The organism is Elusimicrobiota bacterium (genome assembly GCA_016180815.1).
In the GTDB taxonomy this organism is placed as follows: Bacteria; Elusimicrobiota; Elusimicrobia; order JACQPE01; family JACQPE01; genus JACPAN01.
This window is the reverse complement of sequence record JACPAN010000006.1, coordinates 15,037-35,589: the sequence shown is the minus strand read 5'-3', so window position 1 is coordinate 35,589 and position 20,553 is coordinate 15,037. Positions and strand designations below refer to the sequence as shown.

Here is a 20,553-nt window from a genome sequence, read left to right as displayed (position 1 = left end):
CGTCAAAACTTCTACACGGTCCTAAAGCTCGTCACGCCCTTGGTTCGAAAAACCTGAACGGCGTTAGCTTTGAGCTGGTCGTTACCCGCAAATCCTTCATCTAAGCACACGATTCGTTCGGGTTTTTTATCTGCCATTGCCCGAATCAATTCCAAGGTGAGTTTACGCTCTAAACAAATAAAGAGGGCACCATCTGCCACGCTGTGCACCGCCTTGCCTGCAAGTTTCAGTATTTCGACCTTTGTAGTAAGCGGAAAGCCGCTTTTAAGCAGAATCTCATGTAGGATATCTTCAGATGTGCGACCTTCGCAAATATGGTTTACATACAATTCGAGCTCGTTTTCCAAGACCTTCCCATCATGTGGTATATCGGCATTCCAAGGCTTGAAATTTGATTCGGCAAGCTTGAAGACGCGGAACCCCCGGTCTTGCTTGGCAGTATTCGCCACATCAAGTTTACCCGCATCCTCATCGTTGAGCTTTTTGATGACCCGACGAACACGTTCCTTAGTAATCTCAGCTATTGTAGGGTAGTCTTTACGTTCCGTGGGCTCGGGAAGCTGCACAAGGATGAACTTGCGGTTGCCGCCATCCTGTTTGTTGAGGTTGAGGACGGCGTGGGCCGCTGTGCCGGAACCAGCAAAAAAGTCGAGGACAATATCGTGCCCATCTTGCAACGTGGCCAACGTCGCAGCCTTCTGAACAAGCGCGCTGGACTTGGGGAAATCGAAGGGCGTCTTTCCGAAGATCTGTCCAAGTTCTTCTTTCCCATTCTCGTGGTTCAGATTCTTGTCAAGCCACAAGGACTTTTCTTTCGTCGTCGCCCCGTCAGTCGGAATGTAGTCTTTTCTGAACACTCGCCAGGCACCGCTGGCTACCTGTCGACCAACAAGAAGAGTTAGATTCTCTTCCACTTTCTTCTGACCCCATGTCCAGCAGCCATCCTCGCCCTGCGAGTTCCTGGGTAACGCTTCAGCAGTATGCGTGACGTTACGCTTGAGCGACACCGTGCCAGACTTTGGATCAATATACAGCGGGAACCAGAGATTGGGTCGATTCGCCCGCGTGAAAACAGGGTTGCGGTTACGGAGCTCCAGCTCGCGGTACTGCCCGTCCGTGTCTGTTTTGTCGTATTCCGATAGTGCCGCCTCGCTCTTCGGGACCTGGTACAACGACTCGGCATCAATCGACTTTGCAAAGACAACAACATATTCAAACGTCTTGGCAAGGTATTGATCGAGCGTCCGTCCGCGAGGATTCGTCTGCACGACGACTTGTGCTACAAAGTTCTCCTCTCCAAACAGTTCTTTCGTCACAGTTTTAAGCGCATCAACCTCATTGTCGTCGATGCTGATAAAGATTACCCCATCTTCCCGCAATAGATTCCTCGCTAGATACAGTCTCGGATACATCATGTTTAGCCACTTCGAGTGGAAGCGCCCGTCAGCGTCGGTGTTGGTGCCGAACTTTCTACCCTCCGCGTCTACCTGTCCGGTGTACTCCAGGTAGGTCTGTAGAGATTCGGTGTAGTTGTCGGGGTAGATGAAATCGTTACCTGTATTGTAAGGAGGGTCTATATAAATCATCTTGATTTTACCCAGATAGGACTTCTGAAGGAGCTTGAGCACTTCAAGATTATCACCTTCGATAATGAGGTTTTCTGTCGTATCGAAATTGACGCTTTCCTCGCGGCAAGGTCGTAGCGTGCCGAGGCTCGGCGCCTGGAGAGTCTTAAAGCACTCAGCCTTGCCCGGCCAGTTCATGCCGTAACGCTCCTTTCCCACGTCCACCGATTCCCCTAAAGTGAGTTTCAGGCGTTCAAAATCAATCTTGCCGCCCTCTGTTTGTATCTCTGGGAATAGCCGCAACAGCTCCTTCTGTTTATTTTCAGCAACTGCATGAGAACGAAGGTCGAATTTTTCAGGTTCCACGGCAACATCTCCTTTGAGTTTATTCTTAATCATGCAAGCCTCCATCGTAAGACAAATAAATTTTCTTGATCTGTTTTCTGTGTAAGGCGGCGGCCAACTTCATCAAGTAGTTCATCTTTCCGTTGCTCGATCTCACGCGAAGCCACGTCAAAAGTTTTCCAAGCTTCGTTGCGCTTTCCTTCTAGTTGACGCAACTCCCGCTGGCGTTCAATTTTCTCCGGCAGATTGGGCGCAAGCCGGGCCGCCTTTTTAGTTTCTTTAATTTTTTCATCCAGCTCATCAATGGCTGTTTTAAGGATGGTGCGCTTATCTTCAGCCCAACGGTCCAGTTTGTCTATTTCGATTTCGAACCATTGGCCGTTTTTTCTGGATGCTTCTTCCAAAATTACTTGAGCTTGCCCAGAGGCCGCTTTTTTGAGAGTTTTCAACAGTGAATCGGGAGATGAGCCGGCCGCCTTCTCTTCGCCGGGGAGATCAAAGAGCCGTCGGCACTGAACACCCTCCAATGGAGCGCTGTCATCCGTAATGCCAGCCAGAATAAGGTGATCTTCGGTTTCAATGGCGCTCACGCTCAATCGGTCACATATAAGCCACCCGGCTTTCCCAGCCAACGCCTCGAGAACCGTAATTTTTTTCCCGGCATCCTCCAATCGGAAGACAACCTCGCCTGATTCCACGGGTAACGCTTTCGCTTGTTCCAATAAACGCTGCGCCAAGGGGTGGCCTACGCGGTAAGTGTTCACATCTTCCACGCCCTTGCCCATGCGGTAGGGACCGGGGTGTATAGTCTCGCCTGGGAATGGATTGCGCTCCAGCATGAAGCTATATTCCTGTTCATCAAAGCGGGCATAAGGCGCAAGCAGGTGCCGGGTAAGCCGCCAAATCTGCTCCTGGAAGCGGTCTAAATAATCCTGGCTTTTGATCCGCACCTTTTCCACGACTTCGCGGTCAAAATTATTGAGGAGTTTTTCACGGGCATCCCGCTGTCCTTCGACAATTTCGGAATCAAGCTCCCGTTGCAATTGATCGAATTCAAATTGTATTTGTTCTTTAGTGCGGCATTTTTGGTAAATCGCGGCAATACGTTTTTCAAAATCCACGCCAGATTCCACAGCCCCCAACACCTCATCGCTCGTGCCGAATACGCCGTTAAAGAGGCGAAACTTTTCGTCCAGCAGTTGGTACACACGCTGATCGGCCGCATTGTTTTTATTCAAAAAGTTTACCACCACAACATCAAACTTCTGTCCATAGCGGTGACAACGGCCAATCCGCTGTTCAATGCGCTGGGGGTTCCAGGGCAAATCGTAATTCACAACGAGATTGCAGAACTGCAGATTGACTCCTTCGGCGGCGGCCTCCGTGGCTATAAGAATTACGGCGTTATCCCTAAAGTGTTCGACAAGCGCCGCGCGTAAATCGGCGCTGGGAGAGCCGCTAATGCGATCTGTGCCTGCGTGTTTTTCGAGCCATTGCCGGTAAATTTCCTTTGAACGAGAATCGTTATTGCTGCCGTTAAACAGAAGAATTTTACCCGTGAATTCAGTTTGTTCAAGGATGTTGAATAAATACTCTTGGGTCCGGCGGGATTCGGTAAAGATGACCGCTTTCTGCTGAAGCTTGGTTCCGGCGCTGTCTTTCTGGACTTCGCCTGCCGCTTGAAGCCCGCGCCGCAACGCAGTTAAAAGAACCTCTCCCTTGGAATTCTTAATGATTGATTTCGCCAATGTATGAAATTCTCGCAATTTGGCTGTTTCCTTCCGCATCTCAGCCAGCTGTTCGGGCGTTAGCTTGGTGCGCTCACTTGGACGTTCTTGGTTTTCATCATCCTCGCTCCACTCCTCCGCAAGCGCGTCCACTTCTTCCCAGTTTTCAGGAAGATCCTCTGGGATATCATTAACCTGCTCTGCCGCGGCCGCGGCCGCGTCTAATTTGCGCGCGAGTCCTTCTAAAGTTCCAGTGATGGCATAGGTAGAAGAAGCCAGCAGCTTGCGTAAGATAAGCGTTACCAACTGGCGCTGGCTGGCTGGCAAAGCATAAAGTGAAGGCTGCTGCAGATAATCAGAAACCAGGTCATAAAGTCGTTGTTCTTCGGGAGTGGGCACGAATTCCTGAACTAAGGCGTGACGATTTGTGTATTTGATGTATTCTAAGACCTGCTTGCGTAGCGTGCGCTTACATAAAGGTTTGAGACGGTCCTTCAATTCCATAAAATCACCGTCATTTCCTAGGCGGGTAAATTGAGTACGGAAACTTTTGATATCTCCAAACGCGTAATCATCAATGATGCTCACCATTCCATAGAGCTCTAAGAGGGAATTTTGAAGAGGCGTCGCGGTTAAGAGGACCTTGGGGAAAGGGGCAACGGCTTGTTTAATGGCAGTGGCGATCTTGCTGGATGCCTTGTATACATTTCGCAGTCGGTGCGCCTCATCAATAACCACCAAATCCCACCTAACCTGTCGCAGATAAGGCTCTTTGGCGCGAGCAAAGTGATATGAGCAAAGGACAACCTTGTCCTGCTTGAAGGGATTAAGATCGCCGGCTCGAATAATTTCGTTGAAGTTTCGATTTTCTAGAATTATCGAAGGTAGGTAAAATTTGTCAGCAAGCTCCTGGCTCCATTGTTTGCGTAGGTTTGCCGGTACGATTACCAAGAGCCGCCGTTTACGTTCAGCCCACTTTTGAGAAAGCAGCAGCCCGGCCTCAATGGTTTTGCCCAGTCCAACCTCATCCGCCAAAATGGCTCCACGAGAAAAAGGATTGGAAAATGCGAACAGCGCGGCCTCAATTTGATGTGGATTCAAATCCACCTGCGCATCCGAAAGGACAGATGTCAATTTTTCTACGCTATCTGAAGGGCACCGCCGCGTAAGCTCATGAGCAAAATATTTGGCATGGTATGCGGTCATGTCCTTTCCGGGGAGACGCCTTGAATTTATAGTTAATTGATCCGAAAAGGTTTTTGTGTCTTTCCTATCCATTGCGCGCACTTCCAGTTTTCGGATTCTTCCGGCACTCGTTTTCTAATTCAAGGAGTCGTTTGAGTAAAAAGGGCTGAGGAAATCGTTTATCGTTCTCCCAGGAATTCACAGTGGCGAATGTCACGCCCAGCTCGCGGGCAAACTCTTCCTGAGTGAGACCCTTGATCCCACGAATTTTTTTAACCAGATTAGGAACGTCGATATTATTTTTTACCACGAGGGTTAGCCCTATATCAGAAACTATATATTAAATTATATATGGAGAGAGGTCAAAGGGTTTACCGAAAAGGGGCGGTTTAGAAAAACTAAAAGTTCGTTCTCATCCCGATTCCAAAACGAATATTTCCATCCCAGGCGAATCCACCTATGCCAAGAATCTCAAGGTTTTGAAATGGTGTGACGTCATCAAGATGGCGGGAAATCCCAAGACCGCTAAACGATGGCGTTATCCCGATGATTGAACTATAACGCCTCAAAAATGCCCACTTCAAATCAACTGCGGGTAAGAACCGATCAGAGTAGACGAAACCGCCTCCTATGCGGCGCGTGAAACCGCGATCTTTGATGACCACCTCGGGCAACTCTCCGGGGCGATCCGTTTTGGTTATTACATCTATGTGCCCCTCCGGTGGCAGATAGCGATCACGGTATTCGATTTTAACAGGACCAGTGCGCCATTTGGTGACGATACGGTCGCGGTAAATGGTTACGACCCGTTTGGTATCGGGCGGCAAGCCTTCAATTTTGGCGGCCAACTCCTGCACTCTATTTTTCTCTCTATTAAGCTTCCAACCTGTCAAAGCAATAATAAAAATGAGCAGAATGATCACGGCATCTTTTGGCCTGTGGATTGTGAAATCTGCGGCCGACTTTAGAGCCGATGCAAGTTTAATCGCCAGCCTCACTTTCTTCCTCCAGGGATGCCGCCGCAGGCGGACGGCCGTGGCCGTTCTTCACCTTTTCATAAGTCTTGGTGCAGACATATCCGGTAAAGATGACGGACACGACGCCGCCCGTCACGGTGATCGCAGTGGGAATGGTTTCGGGATGGTGAAGCACGGCGTAAACGCAGATCCAAATATAGAGGGACATATAAATCCAGTTCCAAAGAGCACGAAGGGACTTCATGTCCCGCGCCAGATTTTGAGTGAAATCCATTTTGATCGCTTTGCCGGCCGCACTGACGGCAAATTGAACCAACCGCATCTTTACAACTCACTCCTGAGCAATTATTACTCTTTAAAATATCTGAAATATTCTTAGGAATAATTTTTACTTTATCAACATAAAAAGCCTTCATATATTCAAATATCAAAGGATGTGAAACGGTATGTTCCGGCTTCGGCGGCGCAGTATCAAAATTGCCGATAGCGCACAGCCCTAAATATTGCTCGTTAAACTGATTGGATGCTCCTTTGACCCCAGCATGGGCTCCGATCATGCTGAGCGGCCTTCCCCAGTGGAAAATCACCTGCCCATTGGCCCACTCTGTGCCGCCGTGATAGCCCACGTCTTTCCAGGGCTTAAGGAATGATTTGCCTTGATTGAGCCTCAACTTTCTTTCAAATTCCTCGGCGGTGACGATCTGGCCGTCTATGCGGTAAGAGGTATGAAAACGGACAATGGCGTCCCAGTTGCGGCCAGGGCCGTCGGCGGTCGCCGAATGATGCCAGACAATGCCCTTCCATGGGCGCGAGTTGGCAAGGTCTATGGGAATATCGAGTTTTAATTTCTCCGGCATGATTACCTCATCAGCGCATAGACGGTGGCAAGGATGGAGCCCAGGCCCACAAGCCCAAGCAAGGGCGCGAATATCCAAGCCCCGATGGTTTTAATCAAGCCAAGCTCGGTTTTCATACGTTCCAGGTCTTTGGCATGGTTGCCGATGTACTTTTCAAACTCCACAAAGGAGCCGCGCATGATTGAGACTTCTTCCAGCACGCGGTCTACCTTGGCCTCGAGGGTTGAGAGCCTTTCCGGTATCGTGTGCCCGTCTTCACTCATGAGACTTAAACCTCCAGGTAATTGACAATGAAGAAAGCTCGCTCGCTTCCTTGAAAGGCCACGTTTTGGATTTCGATCTTTTCACCCACCACTCCCTCCTGGCGCATGGGAACGTAGCCTGACTGGTCATTGACCCAGACTTTATGAATCACGCGGCCGCCTAAAAGCACCTGGGCTCCCTGGGTGGTATCCGGCTGCTGGGCGATGGCCACGCCCTTAACGATCAATCTCTTGCCTACGGCGGGCACGACCAAGTCTTCTTTCCCACCGCCCATTTTTTCCCTGGCCACTGTCAAGAAATGCTCTCCTGCTGGCAAAGGCTTAAGGACTGAAACGCGCCGCACCTCTCCGTTTTCCTCGTAGAGAATCGTGGGGGTCCTATTATCGTCTCGCAATGCTTGTTCGTTTGGCATCTTGCACCTCCCTTAAACTTCAGTCATTTCAGATTCCAATGTGTGCCCTGCGCCCTTAACGACGTCCGTATAGGGAAAAGGAATCTCTTCCACCCTCCAGGCAACGTCAAAGAAATCGCGGGTTCTAAATTTGGGCTCAGGCCAGAAGGTGACCAAGGGATTCTCGCGGAAGACCTTGAGGATCTGGTCTTTGAGTTCCTGGGGCAACTGAGTCGCCTGCCAGCGGCTTGAGTATTTATCCCTGCCCCTGAACACAATCAGCTTGCCGCCCAAGGCCCTCATCTGCCCTGACTCCACCAGTTCCCTCTTGGGCTCGTACTTATCGAAACCTGGCAAGGCCAAAAGAAGCCTTCCGGCCAGAATCTCTCCGATTCTTTTTTTCTCATTGGGCACCTGGCTTGAGAAAATCTGGATTTCGATGATGGCGACCGGAAAGGGATCGAACCTGATGATGGCATCGGGCGTTAAAATCTCTCCCTTAAAAATCACCTTGCTTTCGGAAAACCCCAGCCTATGCAATTCCACCTGGATGCTGCCGATGTTGGTGTTAAGGAAAATAAGAGTGTCTATGGTTTCCTCAAAGGATTGGCCGTTCTTTTTAAGATGCAGGGTGTAAAACCAAATAACGTTAAAACCTTCCTGCCCGCTTGCAGATTCCCATTGCGTTGTGGGGTCGCCGTCAAAGGCCAGCGGAGCCGTCGCCTGCCCCTCGGAAGTGTTGCCCGTGTTGATCCCCGAGGCTACAGCCTGGGCATCCGGGGCAATGGGATCAAGGGAGAAAATTACGGGATTGTCCTCGATCAAAGGCTCAATCTCCCATGACAAAAACTGGATTTCTGGGCCTGGGGAAGCGGAAAACATATCCAGCTCCACCTCTATAAAGGAGCCTGGGGCAATAGCCAGGTCCACCTCATTGCCGTTGACACTGGGAACGAACCGCGAGGATTCCTTGAAAGTGGCGGCAAGCAGATTCTCCAAGGTGTCTCCTGATCTCGCTTTAAGGACAACCTCTCCTGGGTCAAACTGGATATTTACCGTGGGAATAACCTTGATATTACCCAGCCTGCCTCTGGCTCCCAGGGAATCCCTGAAGCGGATAAATCCATTCGAGGCTCCTGTGACTGGGATGTCAGTCTCAACTGAGTCATAAAGCTGGGTCGTGTTGGCTGGCATGAAAGAGGAGTCGCTGTCTCCCAGTACCATCCAGGGCTGGCTGTCCGATATTTTTATGGAAAGTCCAGAGGTCTGGAACCGGATAGCGCCTTCGTCATCCTTAGCCGTAATGGATAAGACGCCTCCTGCGACCTGAATCTCAAAAGTCCAAAGAGTGGCTTCCTTGCCTGAGGGAATGATCTGATCGCCGGCTGCCGGGCTCCACTGCCCTGTCGCCTGGTTCCATCCCACGAATGTGCCGTCGTTTCTTAAGGCAACCAGTCCCAATCTGTGCTGACCATCCCCCGACCTTGTCCATCGGATGATGATAGTGTGATGGGTATCGGTGGAAGGACTGCCGCCGAAGCGTATATCAAAGGGAGTGGGAATGCTGGGCTTGTTATAAACAGCAAAGATGTTAAAGAAGAAATTTGATCCTGAAGGCAAAACAAAAGGATTTTCAACCTTCCAGCGCACAGTGGCTTTGAAGCTCGTTGGGATTGACGAGCTTTTGACCAGGATCGCGTCCGAATCCGTGGAGAGGATCTCCATCCTCAAGAATCCCAAAGAGGCGAAGGCATTGGCGTTTCTCTGATAAATAGTCCAATGAGGCTCGATCACGAACTGGTCAAAGAGGTCCTGGAATACAGGGGCGATCGAGGCCGCGCCATTGTCTATCCTGATTGAGGCGGACTTTTCCACCGCTTGGCCCCAGTCATCGTCTGATTGGATGTGCCGCCTGTAGGTCAAAGGAGGCTTCTCTTCCTCAACGATTTGTTCCGCTGCCTGCGGCGTAAAATCCAGAAAGTAGCCTTCCAGGGTCGGAGAGGGGGATGCCCGCGTTAAAATGATTTTTGTCTCAAAGAATTTGGCTTGGGGATTGGAAAGCACCGCTTTCTCAAAGCTATCCTGGGGATTGCCGGGATCAAAGGAGCCTGGGGTTGTGGCAATGGCCGTCCCAAAAGCCGCGGCTTCCATCTCAGCGATGGTATTGCCTGATCGCAGTTGAATGTCCACTTTATCTCCGGCAACAGGCTTAGACCGCTTGATTTCAAGGCTGTTCAAAGCGGTGGGCACTCCAAAGGAATGGCGCAGCCTAAGAAAACCAGTTGCCACCTCCTGTGGCTGGCCGGAGAGCTTGAAATAATCAAAATCGTAACGCACGCCAAAAGCAGCGGAGCCCGCCGCGACCGCTGTGCCTGTCACTATGATCGTGGCAACCCCGCCTATCTCCAGATAAATTTTCGATGTCGGGGTAACCAACACAGGGGAGTCTCCCGACTCAATAAAGACATCACTGGGGTTGTCTCCAAGGAATATCTTGACCTTGATTTTGCCTCCTGGTCTTTTAGTGACTTGAAGGACGAGTGTGGTAGACGTGCCCAGAATGCGCGCCGTGCCCCCTTGGACAATAGGGAAATCGCTGTCTCCCAACCTGTGGATTAAGCCATCGCTCCCTTTGACCCTAAAGACAAAGCTGGTAATGCCGTTATCCGTTGTCGAGAAGCTGATGTCCCAGATGAGCCTTTGGTTTTTGATATTCCAGTCTTCAACGACGAAGGGACTGGGGTCTTGAAGGAGCCCGAAGGAAAAGAAGCCTGTGTTAAAGGTTGAGGCAAGCCTGGTCAAGATAAACCTTGTTTCACATTCCACGTCTCCTTGGGCAAAGTCCCTGTATATGTGCCTGTGGTCTCCTGATCCTGAGGTCTGGCTGTACTCGAACCTCATCAGGCCGCCTGATTCTGTGACTGGCAGAGGCGCCATCTGGCTTTCATAGAGCCTGAAGTAGAAGTCCTGCATGATGAAATTGGTCTGCCAAGTTTGGCTGGAACCGTCAAAGCGCAAGCTGTTGCCGCCTGCGTAGTTGTTGCCGGAGACGCCGTCGCCCCAAAAACTGACGTACCTCCAGGCGCTCATGGGATAAATCGCGTTCAAAACAAGGGCGTATTTTGTGTTGGCCTGGAGGCTGACGTTAATGGGAAATTTGATCCAGTAGATGTTGGCGTTGGAGGGTCCGATCTGCTCCGCGTCTGAATACCAGTCGCCGAAAGAATCGTCTGGAGGCCTTCTCCATTTGGTGACTGAGGCCAAGACCGTGCTTGTGGGTTTTCCCTGGCCGTCCGTCGTTACAATATCAAGCCTCACTCCGACGCCAGGGCCCGCGTCGTAGAGGCTCCATTCGGATAAAGCCAGGGCCATTTGCGTGACGGAAATATTCCTTGAAGGCGTAAACGTCTGGGCAAACTTCAAAAACAGATTGTCAACGTTGAGATTGGAATAATTGGCATTGGTGAGATTGAGATCAAAAGACTGGTCCAAGGCCAATGCTGAAGGCAGAACATGGGTTTTCCATTTGGAGTCAATGATGCCGTCGTTAAAATCATCCGCAGTCTCCAAAAGAGTGGCTCCGGTGGAGAGCTTGACGCCTTGGCCTGAAACATCCAGGCCGATGCGCTCAAGGGCCTGCTCCCAGTCCTGCTGTGTTTGGAAAGCTAGTCTTGGCATTACCTCATACCTCTAAAAGATCAAGCTCGGTCTTCATGCCCATTAAGTCATGAGCGATGCCCAGCACCCTCGCGTCAAAGGCCTGGGCGATTCTCCAGGGTTCTGGAACGTCGAAACCGACCCTGTCCCCAAGCTCCACCTCTGGCATGAAGCGCGCGATCACCGTCGCTCTTCTTTTGGGCTCCTTGTATCTGGTGAAGTAACGTTTGGAGAGAACTTTGGAGAGGTCCACGTCCGTCTCAAAGACAAGGCTTCCTCCGCCCACGCTTAAATCCCGGACGCCGAATCTTGCGTTGGAGGTGGGCGATGGATCTCCCTCGCTCTGAGAATCAGCGATCGCCACGAACTGGCCGAAGCTGGCCCTAATGCTGTTGAACACCCTGTCCCAACCAGGGGAGAAGGATTGGACGGAAAGAACGTTCGAGGAATCCAGGGTTAAAACGGCCTGGGCGAACGTGGTCTTATTCCTGAAGAAAAATCCTCCCTCGCTGTCTAGGCCGATCTCAAAGTCAGCGAGCTTCGCCATCTCCTTGATTACGTCCAGGACCGATCTGCCAGCGTAGTTGGCCATTGATAAAAGCACGGTGCTGGTGGAAACAATAAAGGCGCTCGAGTTGTGCATGGGCGCGCTAGCCCCTGCCGTGTTAAGCAAGGTGATAAAAATGAGCCGTGTAGGCATACTGAATCCCTGCGTTACCGCAAAGTCATCCGTCTTGATCGCATCCCCGGCTCCCCTGGCTTGGTAAAAGCTATAGCCTGATTGGCTATTCGCCTCTGCCGCGCTAAAAAAAGAAACTCCGCCGTCATTGCTGGCAAAAGAGGCAAGCCAGGTGTCCCAAGAAAGAACGTCCGCGCCGCCGTCAACTAAAGGCGATATAGCCAATGCCGGAAGCCAGAGCTTCTTTAAGGCATAAGGCTGGGATTCTGCCGTGTCCGTCAAAACCACTCTCATCTTGATGAATCGGGGCGAGTTGACATTGGTCCAGTTGCCGATATTGCCGCCGATGGAGACCTCTGTTTCCGCTGAGTAGCTCAAATCATCCTGGCTCCAGCTCCAGAAAAACTTGGCTCCTGAACTTGATCCCTGAAGCTCGGCAAAGAAGGGGCCCATCGTTGAGATGAGGTTAAAAAGCACGATGCCTGCCAGGTGGAATGAGTAATCTACTTTCAAGGCGACCTCTCCTTTGGCTGGCCCGGCTTGAGCGGCGTTAAATCTGATGAAGTCAATGAACAGGCGGTTGTGACCATCGGATTCCAGGCGCATGCCTCCCAACTGGGTTGAGGTGCCTGAAACGCTTTGAAGGGTTCCGCTCGCCCGCTCGCTGCCGTCAATAAAAAATTTCCAGGTTCCTACGCTTAAGCTCGTTAAATTGAAATCCAGCCTATAAACATGGAACTGGGTAACATCAACGCTAATTGGGGAGCTTTCCGAACTGCCGCTTGTCACCTTACAGGAGGTGAGGTTTGGAAATTTGACAATGGCTCCAAGGTAGGGGCTTTCCGGCATCCCGCAACCAAAACGTATCTCGCCGCTTAAAACATCAGCCCTAAAGCGCGCAAAGATGCTGCGTGGTCCTGAATATAATCCCACGCCCCCTCCCTCATTTCTGAAAGTATTGAGCGCGTAATACGACGCGTCCGATTGGCCGGTGTGGTTGATGGTTAAGATGCTGTTTTGTGCCTGACGTTCGGGTAAAGCAGATCCTGTGAAGAACTCCTCCCAGGGCATGGTTGCGTCATCTTCCGCCTGGAAGTATTCCTGGGTGGGCAAAAAATCGCCTTCATACTGGCTGGTCCATTTGGGATGGACTGCGTTGGAAACGCGCTTTAGGTTAATTCTGCTCTTGACCAAAGCCGCGTTCCACTCCGCTTCCGTCTCAAAGGGCTTGATGGTGACGCGACCGTTGCCAGCGGGGCCTGAAGGCTCGGCCACAGCCTGGGCCCTCCTTAGGTCATAGCTTTGGAAATCCGCCAACAACGTATGGGCTATTTCCCTCTGGGCCGCAGGGTCAAACCTGACGATTTCAACAATCTGTTTTTCTATTTGGGGCACGGTGGATAAAAGATCATTGACCGCCTCATGAATCCTTAAATTGGTTTTCCATTTGAGGTAGGTTGCCTTGATTTGGGAGCCTGAGGCAGGCGGGCCGCTTTTGAACTTGATGATGGCGGCCTGGGTTGGATCATTTAAGCCTGTCACCGTGTAATCCAAACCTGGTCTTGCCACGGCGCTTCCCACCTTGACCTCCAGCGCCCTGCCAACCGGCTTTTGGGCCAAAGGAAAATCCGTCTTGTTCCCATCACCTGTCCCAACGGTTTCGTTGGCTACCGTGACGGCGGCCTTCTCCGCGTCAGCATCTTCAAGGATTTGATCCAGGGACCTGATGTCTAGCTCCAAGGCCGGCTTCCTTGAATCCTCGTTAATATCCTCAATGAGCCCGGTAAACACGGAAAAGATTTCATTGGAGCCGTTCACTTCAAGACCCAAGGAAATCCTGATTTTGGAATGGAAACGCAGGAATCCCGCGAACCGGCCGGCTGAGCCCTCATCCCAACGCCTGTCAGAATTATCCACCTCAATCCTGATATTGGATGCTTTGAACTCATTGAGATTATCCGTGTCCAGCTTCCAAGAAAGCCTGTCCAAGCGGATGATTTCCGAAGTTATGACGATGGCCGAAGCCTCCCATCCAGAGCCGTCTGAAAGTCTGCGGAAAAGCTCAATTTTTCTCGCGGGTTTGAAGAAGTTTGATTTCTGGATGGTTTGATATTCCTGGGAGACGTTTCTCACACAGCCTCCCTTGCAAATCTTCCTTGCCGGGCGAGTATTGATTTAACAAGCTCCGCGCCCTCCGAGGCCCCTGATCTCGTGACTTCCGAAATGCGGCGCATGATCTCACGCGCCTGGTCATCACCAAAGCCAGAAACCGTGATGTTGTTGTTTTGGGTGATGTTAATGGAGATATTTCCTCCGAGAACAGAGCCGCCTCTTTCCAAGGGGATCACGGCCTCTCTACCGGCTTCACCAACCAAGGCAATGGTGGGACGTGTGACAATGCCGCCTTCCTGAAGCTTGACACCCTTAAAGATTGTGGCGGCCACTCCGGCAAAAACGCCCACGGCCCCAGCAGCGGCAAAACCAGAGGCTGCGCCCGCCACTCCCTGAGCCGCGCTTCTTGCGATCGCGGCCTCGATGGCCACTCTCGTGAAAGTCTCAATAGCGGTCCTAAGCACGGTGTTAAACACTGATTTCATGGCCGCCTCAAAGGTCTTGCCCTCAAGGATCATGTCAGCTACCGCGTCGCCCACGGCATTGGCCATTGATTCTGAAACCTGCTTGGCCGCCTGCTCTACCTCTGAAAGCTGTCTTTTTTGTTCTTCGGCGGCTTCATTGAATTTAAGGATCGCGGCTTCAGTGGCGTTGAGCTTGGCTGCCAAAAGCTCGTCCTCCGTGATCAAGCTCTTTGCTCGAAGTTCATCGAGCGCTCTAAATCTCTCCTCTTTCTCCATCTCGATCAAAAGCCTTTTTGATTCCAGGGTTTCGCCTTCAAGCTCCAGTCTCTCTGCATCCAGGCGCACTAAAACTTCATGGGCATCCTCGGCGGCTCTTTTCTTTTCCTCGGATTCTTTTTTGGCCTTCTCGATGGAGTCCTCAGTAACTCGGGCTTTAATGGCTCCTTCGTTCTGGATGGTTCTTATTCTTTGTTTGGAAAATCTCTCCTCAAGCTCAACGATCTGGTTGCCTGTTTCCTCGGCAATGGCTGCTATTTGGTCTTCAGCTTGGCGGCTGATCTCCGGCAGCTTGCCGAAGTTAAGGGTGAAAATTGCTTTTACTTCCTCGCCAAATGCCCTGATGTGGACCAGTGATCTTGCCGCGAAATCAGCGATCACGATTCCCAAGAACTCAAAAACCTTGGCCCCCTGCTCCACGATGCCCAAAAGAAAACGAAACGCAGGCAAAACCCCTGTCCCCACTGTCTCTTGAAAATCCGATAGCCTGTTTCTGGTAATAATTAATTCTTTGGCAAAGCCTTTCTCGGTTTCCGCGGCCCCCAAGAATCTCTTTGAAAGAACATCAATCACTTCCTGGGCTGATTTCGCGTTTCCAATGAAAGCGCCGAACTCGAGTTTCAATGCGCGTAGCCTCGTGGCATCGCCGTTTAAGATGGGGCCCAGAAGATCAAGAATCGAGTTCAGGTCCTTGCCCGACGCCGAGGCCAGGCCGAAGGCAAGACGCGCGGCTTGCATGGCCTGGCCTAAATCGCCTGTTACTCTGGTTAATCGTCCCAGAGCCTCGAAAGTCTGGGTATCGGAAAATCTTGTTAAGGCCTGCTGCTCTTGGGCGAAGGCGATGATGCGTTCTTTTTCGCTGGCAAAGGAGCCGCCAATGGCCTCCACGGCAAAAGATAGTCTCCTTAACGCCTCCTGTTCCTCAAGGGCTGCCTGGGCCGCTTGCTTAAAGAAGGTGGTGACTCCAGCAACCGTTGCAAATCCCAATAACTGCTGAGTCAGCTGCTGGCTTGCCTGCTGGATGGCGCTGATGGATTGTGAGGCTTGTTGGGCCTTGGGAGGAATCTTTTTAAGGCCATCCTCCACCTTGCTTGTGGCATCGAATATTTCTTTGGCAAAGCGATCGGACCGCAGCGCGGCCTCAAGCATCTCCTTGGAAAGCCTTTGAATGGTTGGCGATGCTTTGTCAACCGCCTCAAAAGTTAATTCAAGTCCCGGCAACTTTTATCCCTCCAAAGAAAAATTGACGATCTCAAGGAAAAGTCTTGAGGAAAGCTCGTGGTCGGACAAGAGAAGATCAATGAGCATAGCCCCATCCTCATCCATTGCCGAAAGCCTTGGGGAGATCACGCCTGCTAAGAGCACGCGCCTTAACCTTGGAAGCGTAGGAGAGGCGATCCAGCCTTTGATTTTTTCCGCCAGAACATCCTTGCCCTGCCTGGCTAGATTCCAGATATCCTCCGAGGCTTCAGGCAAAAGAAGAACGGAAACCTTCCTGATGGCAAAGGCCAGGCCGTTGACCTCAACCGTCTTTACCTTATTCAACCGCTCCTTAAGGGCCTGGGCTGTTGTGGGCTGCGCTGTTGTTTTCATCAGTAACCAGAGACCGCATTGAAGAGCGTAGCTTGCAGGCTGTAAGCCAACGTGGGATCGAACTCCGCTTGGAAGGTGACCGCGGCTCCCAAAAGCCCCTCGATGGCTCCCAATGGATAGGCCGTGTATTTAGCCTTGGGAATGGAAAGCTCCAGTTTGTTTTTTAGGGTGTCCTCGATGATGTCTCCTGTCAGAACAATGTCCAAGGCTTGAGGCAGGTTGTCGAGGAATTTCTGGCGGTTGGCTTCTGTCTCAAAAAAGATTTCGTAGCCGCCTTCAATCACGAATCGGCCGGTTGAGACAATGTCCTTCACATCTCTGGATTGGCTCAAAGTTCTATGAGCCCTGGAGACATTATCAAGGGAAAGATTCCAGCTTCTCACGTCTTGATTTAACACTCCGTCCAGCTTGATCTCGGTCTGGAAGAACATCAGAGGTTTGGGCGTTCCGAAAGTTGCCGTAAACGCTGATGCCGACTCCTCAGTCTTAAAGAGGACATCCGCCGCAACCTGGGCCTTGCCGTCCACTGTTCCGCTTAAAGCGAGCTTCTTAAACACGATAAGCGGATAACGCTTAACGGAAAGGCTCCTGTCCACAAAGAAGGTGAATGAAGGGAACTGGGTCTTTGTGTTTTCCGGTTTGAATACGTGCTTGAACACAGTCGGGGAGTTTGTGGCATCCGGCTGGGTGGTTGTCACCTTGCCCAGGCACCCCAAGAGCAGGTCCCCTACGGTGTCCGCCTCAAGGTCAAGGGCTGGGAGGCTGCCTGAGCTGATTCCGAGACTCCCCGGCTCGCCTCCTTTTTGAATCCGTACTTTGCGTGTTCTATGGCAAATGGCATCTTCGCATCCTCCTTTTCATTTTCTGCTTGTGGCTTCCACAGCGAATACCAGAGCCGCCGCTATCATGTCCGCGTTGATCTGGGCCACAAGATTGTCCTCGGGCGGCTCCCACTCGATTGTTTTTAGGCTTGAGAACAAAATCTGTCCGTTGGGCAAGGCCAAGCCGCCCAAGTTCACGTTGTCAATTAAAAGCTCCGCGATCTTTTGAGTTTCGATGGTTTTGGATTTGACGATCTCCTCGTTGGGTCCGAACATCTTCACGAACACGATCCTGAAGTTGTAGACGATCCTGTAGGTCTGGCCCGTGGTGATTCGCTCGAGCGTGGTGGAGGGCGAGGGCTTAATAAACACCGCTGGGACGTTTTCCGCTAAGTCGCCAAGCGCAGGGAAAAATTCCAGAGCCCCGATGGTCACAACCTTAAGCCCCATGGGGCTGGAAAGATTCTGGTCAATGAGTTCAACCACCCTTTCCGCGATCAGGGTTTCATGAAGCCTTGGAGTCGGCATTAAGCCTCTCCTCCCTCTGCCTGGATCGCCTCGGCCAAGCGAGACTGAAAAATAATCTCAACCCTGGGTCTTGAGGTTTCCAAGGCAGGTAAAAGATAGGGCTGCTTTCTAAATCCCCTCGTCTTGATGGCGCGGCCAATAACAAATGCCTTGCGCTCATCACCCAACTTTCTCCTGGCCCAGACTTTAAGTTCTGAAACATTAGGGAACCAGCCCGTGGTCCTGCCGAACTCAACCACCGGCGCATACGTCAGGGCTGAGCCGACATGACCCACGATGCGATTGTCCTCCAGAGAAACGCCTTGAAGGATTGAAACCCGCAGGAGCCCTCTAAACACCGGCGCGTTAGTTTTAGCCAGGCTCTGAACTAGAATCGCCGAATCCCTCATGCCCTTGACCAGGGCAAGGACCAGCCTTTGAGGCAACCGCTCAAGGAGTTTGAGCGTTTCATCTTTTCCCTTGACGGTTATGGTGATCACTTTTTCTTTTCCTCAATGGACGCTTCGATATGATGGCCGAATAAATTTTTAACCTCGGTCACCACAAAAACCTCGCCGTCAGATTCCCGGATAACCTCGTCGTTTTCCTTGAGATCAACAGGGTTAAGAAACAGCTTGAATGCGCGTTTGGGAATTTGACCCAGAACATTTCTATTAAGGGCTGTGCTTGCGGGATTTAATCTGGCCTTCACCGCCGTGGCTATGGTTTGAAACTGGAACACCGGCCTTCTTGTGGAAGGCACGAGGCTTTGGACGGGCCTTTTAATGGTGACTCTCTCGGTAAGCAGACGTTCGGAAATCTTGCGGCTCATATAAAGTCAATGGGAAAGCGTCTGCCCAAGGCCTCCCAAGCGCGGTCTAGCTCGTCGTTGAGCTTTTTGAAAGTCCTTGTTTGGGAAAAATCTCCGATGGACTCATTGTCAATGAGAGGCCCATTCTTGGCGGAAAGCGCTGTCTTGGCCACCAGAAGAGTTGCGACCTTTTGGATTAATGGAGGAACGTTCTGGTATCCGTAGGTGCCGGTGACAACCACGTTTCTAATCCCAGGATTAAATATCCCCTGGCGCAGCCTCACGCTTCCAGTTCTTAAATTGACTGCGTAGCTTAAAGGAGAGAGGATCTGGCTATCCATCTCCACCTTGGCGACCTGGATCAAGGGAAAGTTAAGGGTGAAGACGATATCTAAGCCATTGCCGTCTAGAACGTCCTCAAAAGGAACAACGTGGAATCTTTGGCCTGTCTTTCTGGCGATCTCGTCCGCTGCCCAGGAGATCCAGTCAAGCTCGATCTCCTCGGCAAGGATTTCTCCCCCAGTGATCTCGCTGACCATGAAGGCGCTGGTGTATCTGGTGGAGAATGGAATGACCGAGGTGGTGAACTCGGAAAGAAAAGAGACAAGCCTCGCCATCAGGGGCCTCCCCTACTCTCACTGCTGTGAGGACTGCCGGCTAGACTGATCCTCTGGTCATAGGCTTTGATCTTGGCCTCAAATTTCTGGGAAAGCTCTTGAAGCGCATCCTCGTTAGCCTTCTTGATGGCTTCGATCCCGTGGGGAGACAGCTCGCAGACCCGGGCGAAATGCTCAAAGAAAGCCAGAGTCTCTTTGAGCCTCTGATAATTATTTTTGAGATTTAAGACGAATCTTGCCCGCTTGGCCTGGACCGGTGTTAAGGGCCTTGGGGAACTCTCAACAAATACATGGGCTGTAGGAACTTTATTGTCCAGGTTTTTTTGAACAACTGGAAGCTCATAGTCGTTGCCCATCATGTTCACGGACCATCACCCTATCTTCCTCCCGACCCGTCTCCTGCCCCAGCGGTCTTTGATGCTGAGGTATCCAGAGTCGGCACATTGGATGTCCCATCGGACCAGAAGGTGACCGTATCTTCCGTCTCCACCTTGTAGGAGAAGGTCTGGCCGTCTTGAGGAAAGGGAGCCGTGGCCGAAGGGACCCTGTTTGAGGTGTTGTTGACCGAATCGTCAAAGCTCACCCGTCCTGTGCCCTTGGGAATTAAGGCGGTATTGAGCTTGACCGCTGTCGCTGGATTAAAGCTTGGCCCATCCGATCGGTAGATGTTGTAGCCATTGGCGTTGGAGTCAGCCACCGCGTCCCAGGAGACAAGCACTCTGTTTGAGGAGATTTCCGTTGCCAGGTTCTGGGGAATGGTCCCGATTAACTCCACAAAGACAAGATGCAGGTTGGAGGTCATCACCTCGCTTGAGAGATTAGAGGGATTGCCCTGATCGTCTTCAGCGAATAGGTAGTAGGCAAAGTCCTTGCCATTGTCGGAATCGGCCAAGGTGTCCTGGGCCGATGTCGCTGTCGCCAGGATGTTGGCATCCACCGTAACCACTCCACTGGCAGCCAGAACATTGGCTTTAGTGGGAATGGAAACAGGGGCGTTGCCAGGAACCCGGTAAAGGGTGTATTTGGTCAAGTCCTGCAGGGTCGTCTGGTATCGGGTCACGATCTTGTTTCCCGCGGCAAATCCTCCGGCAAGCTCGGTCAAGACTCCGGTCGCTAAATCCAGATTGTAATGAGTCCCTGTTGTTTTAGCGGCCAGGGTCGCGGCTTTAATAGAAGCGCCTGAAGCATGGGTAAAGAAAAGCCCGTAGTTTAAGACGATCTCTCCGGTAGCCGTATTGACTGATTTGACCTGGACATACTCTTCTTTCAAGCTCGCGCCATCCTCAATCACGATAAAGGCATCAGCCACGATATCTGCCGGGACGGGAGTCGCCGCGTTGATGATCCGCTGACCATGAGCAGCGCTTGCCGCAAGCGTGGTTTGGCTGGCCGAGGCCGCGGTTCTTTCGTAAACCACCGCGCTACCGGAAACGATGGGGTCAAATTGGGTTTCATGAGTTGCGCCTGCTGTTCCTTGAGCCAGGCTTGCCGTGTTATCAGGATTTCTTAAAAGCTCCCCACCGATGCCCTCATTCTTGGTCGGAGCTGTCCAGTTGAGGGTGATCCTTGTTTTGCCTTTGGGGACATCTAAAAGCTGGATGGCCTGGATCAGACCCAGGACAGCCGGCTCAGGGGCCAGGATGTCTGCCGCTAGATTTCCTGTTACCTGTTGCGATAATTGGGATTCAAGAATTGCCATCGAAAT

At 51.5% G+C, this 20,553-nt stretch carries 18 protein-coding genes; all 18 read right to left on the bottom strand.

All coding sequences use genetic code 11. The annotated features are described in order from the left end of the window. Positions 1–11 precede the first annotated feature (11 nt). The 18 genes from HYT79_02615 to HYT79_02530 all read right to left on the bottom strand — a co-directional run bounded on the left by HYT79_02615 (position 12) and on the right by HYT79_02530 (position 20,547). On the bottom strand, positions 12–1,964 hold the full coding sequence (locus HYT79_02615) for a site-specific DNA-methyltransferase (protein ID MBI2069467.1): 1,953 nt from the start codon (positions 1,962–1,964) through the stop codon (positions 12–14). Continuing rightward, positions 1,961–4,843 carry a DEAD/DEAH box helicase gene (locus HYT79_02610; GenBank protein ID MBI2069466.1) on the bottom strand — a complete coding sequence of 961 codons (2,883 nt, stop codon included), beginning with the start codon at positions 4,841–4,843 and terminating at the stop codon, positions 1,961–1,963. Before HYT79_02610 ends, HYT79_02615 begins: the two co-directional genes overlap by 4 nt. 64 nt (positions 4,844–4,907) lie before the next feature. Further along, on the bottom strand, positions 4,908–5,147 hold the full coding sequence (locus HYT79_02605; GenBank protein ID MBI2069465.1) for a helix-turn-helix transcriptional regulator: 240 nt from the start codon (positions 5,145–5,147) through the stop codon (positions 4,908–4,910). Positions 5,148–5,220: 73 nt separating this feature from the next. Beyond that, a complete protein-coding gene (locus HYT79_02600) occupies positions 5,221–5,820 on the bottom strand; it encodes a hypothetical protein (protein ID MBI2069464.1) in 600 nt (199 codons plus the stop codon). A gap of 56 nt (positions 5,821–5,876) precedes the next feature. Continuing rightward, positions 5,877–6,656, bottom strand: coding sequence for a hypothetical protein (locus HYT79_02595; protein ID MBI2069463.1), 780 nt, complete (start codon positions 6,654–6,656; stop codon positions 5,877–5,879). Between the two features lie 2 nt (positions 6,657–6,658). Beyond that, positions 6,659–6,919, bottom strand: coding sequence for a hypothetical protein (locus HYT79_02590; GenBank protein MBI2069462.1), 261 nt, complete (start codon positions 6,917–6,919; stop codon positions 6,659–6,661). A gap of 5 nt (positions 6,920–6,924) precedes the next feature. Then, the gene (locus HYT79_02585; protein ID MBI2069461.1) at positions 6,925–7,332 is read right to left on the bottom strand and encodes a hypothetical protein; all 408 of its coding nucleotides are present in this window, start codon (positions 7,330–7,332) and stop codon (positions 6,925–6,927) included. A 12-nt stretch (positions 7,333–7,344) separates the two neighbouring features. Next, positions 7,345–10,989, bottom strand: coding sequence for a hypothetical protein (locus HYT79_02580; protein ID MBI2069460.1), 3,645 nt, complete (start codon positions 10,987–10,989; stop codon positions 7,345–7,347). Positions 10,990–10,993: 4 nt separating this feature from the next. Continuing rightward, positions 10,994–13,780 carry a hypothetical protein gene (locus HYT79_02575; protein ID MBI2069459.1) on the bottom strand — a complete coding sequence of 929 codons (2,787 nt, stop codon included), beginning with the start codon at positions 13,778–13,780 and terminating at the stop codon, positions 10,994–10,996. Then, complete coding sequence (locus tag HYT79_02570; protein MBI2069458.1) at positions 13,777–15,720, bottom strand: hypothetical protein; 1,944 nt, start codon at positions 15,718–15,720, stop codon at positions 13,777–13,779. Before HYT79_02570 ends, HYT79_02575 begins: the two co-directional genes overlap by 4 nt. Positions 15,721–15,723: 3 nt before the next feature. Continuing rightward, entirely contained in the window at positions 15,724–16,092 is a 369-nt protein-coding gene (locus tag HYT79_02565) for a hypothetical protein (GenBank protein MBI2069457.1), read from the bottom strand. Continuing rightward, positions 16,092–16,790 carry a hypothetical protein gene (locus HYT79_02560; protein ID MBI2069456.1) on the bottom strand — a complete coding sequence of 233 codons (699 nt, stop codon included), beginning with the start codon at positions 16,788–16,790 and terminating at the stop codon, positions 16,092–16,094. Before HYT79_02560 ends, HYT79_02565 begins: the two co-directional genes overlap by 1 nt. 159 nt (positions 16,791–16,949) lie before the next feature. After that, complete coding sequence (locus HYT79_02555) at positions 16,950–17,441, bottom strand: hypothetical protein (GenBank protein MBI2069455.1); 492 nt, start codon at positions 17,439–17,441, stop codon at positions 16,950–16,952. Next, positions 17,441–17,920, bottom strand: coding sequence for an HK97 gp10 family phage protein (locus HYT79_02550; GenBank protein ID MBI2069454.1), 480 nt, complete (start codon positions 17,918–17,920; stop codon positions 17,441–17,443). Before HYT79_02550 ends, HYT79_02555 begins: the two co-directional genes overlap by 1 nt. Then, positions 17,917–18,252, bottom strand: coding sequence for a hypothetical protein (locus HYT79_02545; GenBank protein ID MBI2069453.1), 336 nt, complete (start codon positions 18,250–18,252; stop codon positions 17,917–17,919). The genes HYT79_02550 and HYT79_02545 overlap by 4 nt, the downstream gene beginning before the upstream one ends. Then, positions 18,249–18,848: a hypothetical protein gene (locus HYT79_02540; GenBank protein ID MBI2069452.1), complete on the bottom strand. Its 600-nt coding sequence runs from the start codon at positions 18,846–18,848 to the stop codon at positions 18,249–18,251. The genes HYT79_02545 and HYT79_02540 overlap by 4 nt, the downstream gene beginning before the upstream one ends. After that, positions 18,848–19,213, bottom strand: a complete 366-nt coding sequence (locus tag HYT79_02535; protein ID MBI2069451.1) for a hypothetical protein — start codon at positions 19,211–19,213, stop codon at positions 18,848–18,850. Before HYT79_02535 ends, HYT79_02540 begins: the two co-directional genes overlap by 1 nt. Before the next feature lie 11 nt (positions 19,214–19,224). Further along, positions 19,225–20,547: a hypothetical protein gene (locus HYT79_02530; protein ID MBI2069450.1), complete on the bottom strand. Its 1,323-nt coding sequence runs from the start codon at positions 20,545–20,547 to the stop codon at positions 19,225–19,227. Positions 20,548–20,553: the final 6 nt, after the last annotated feature.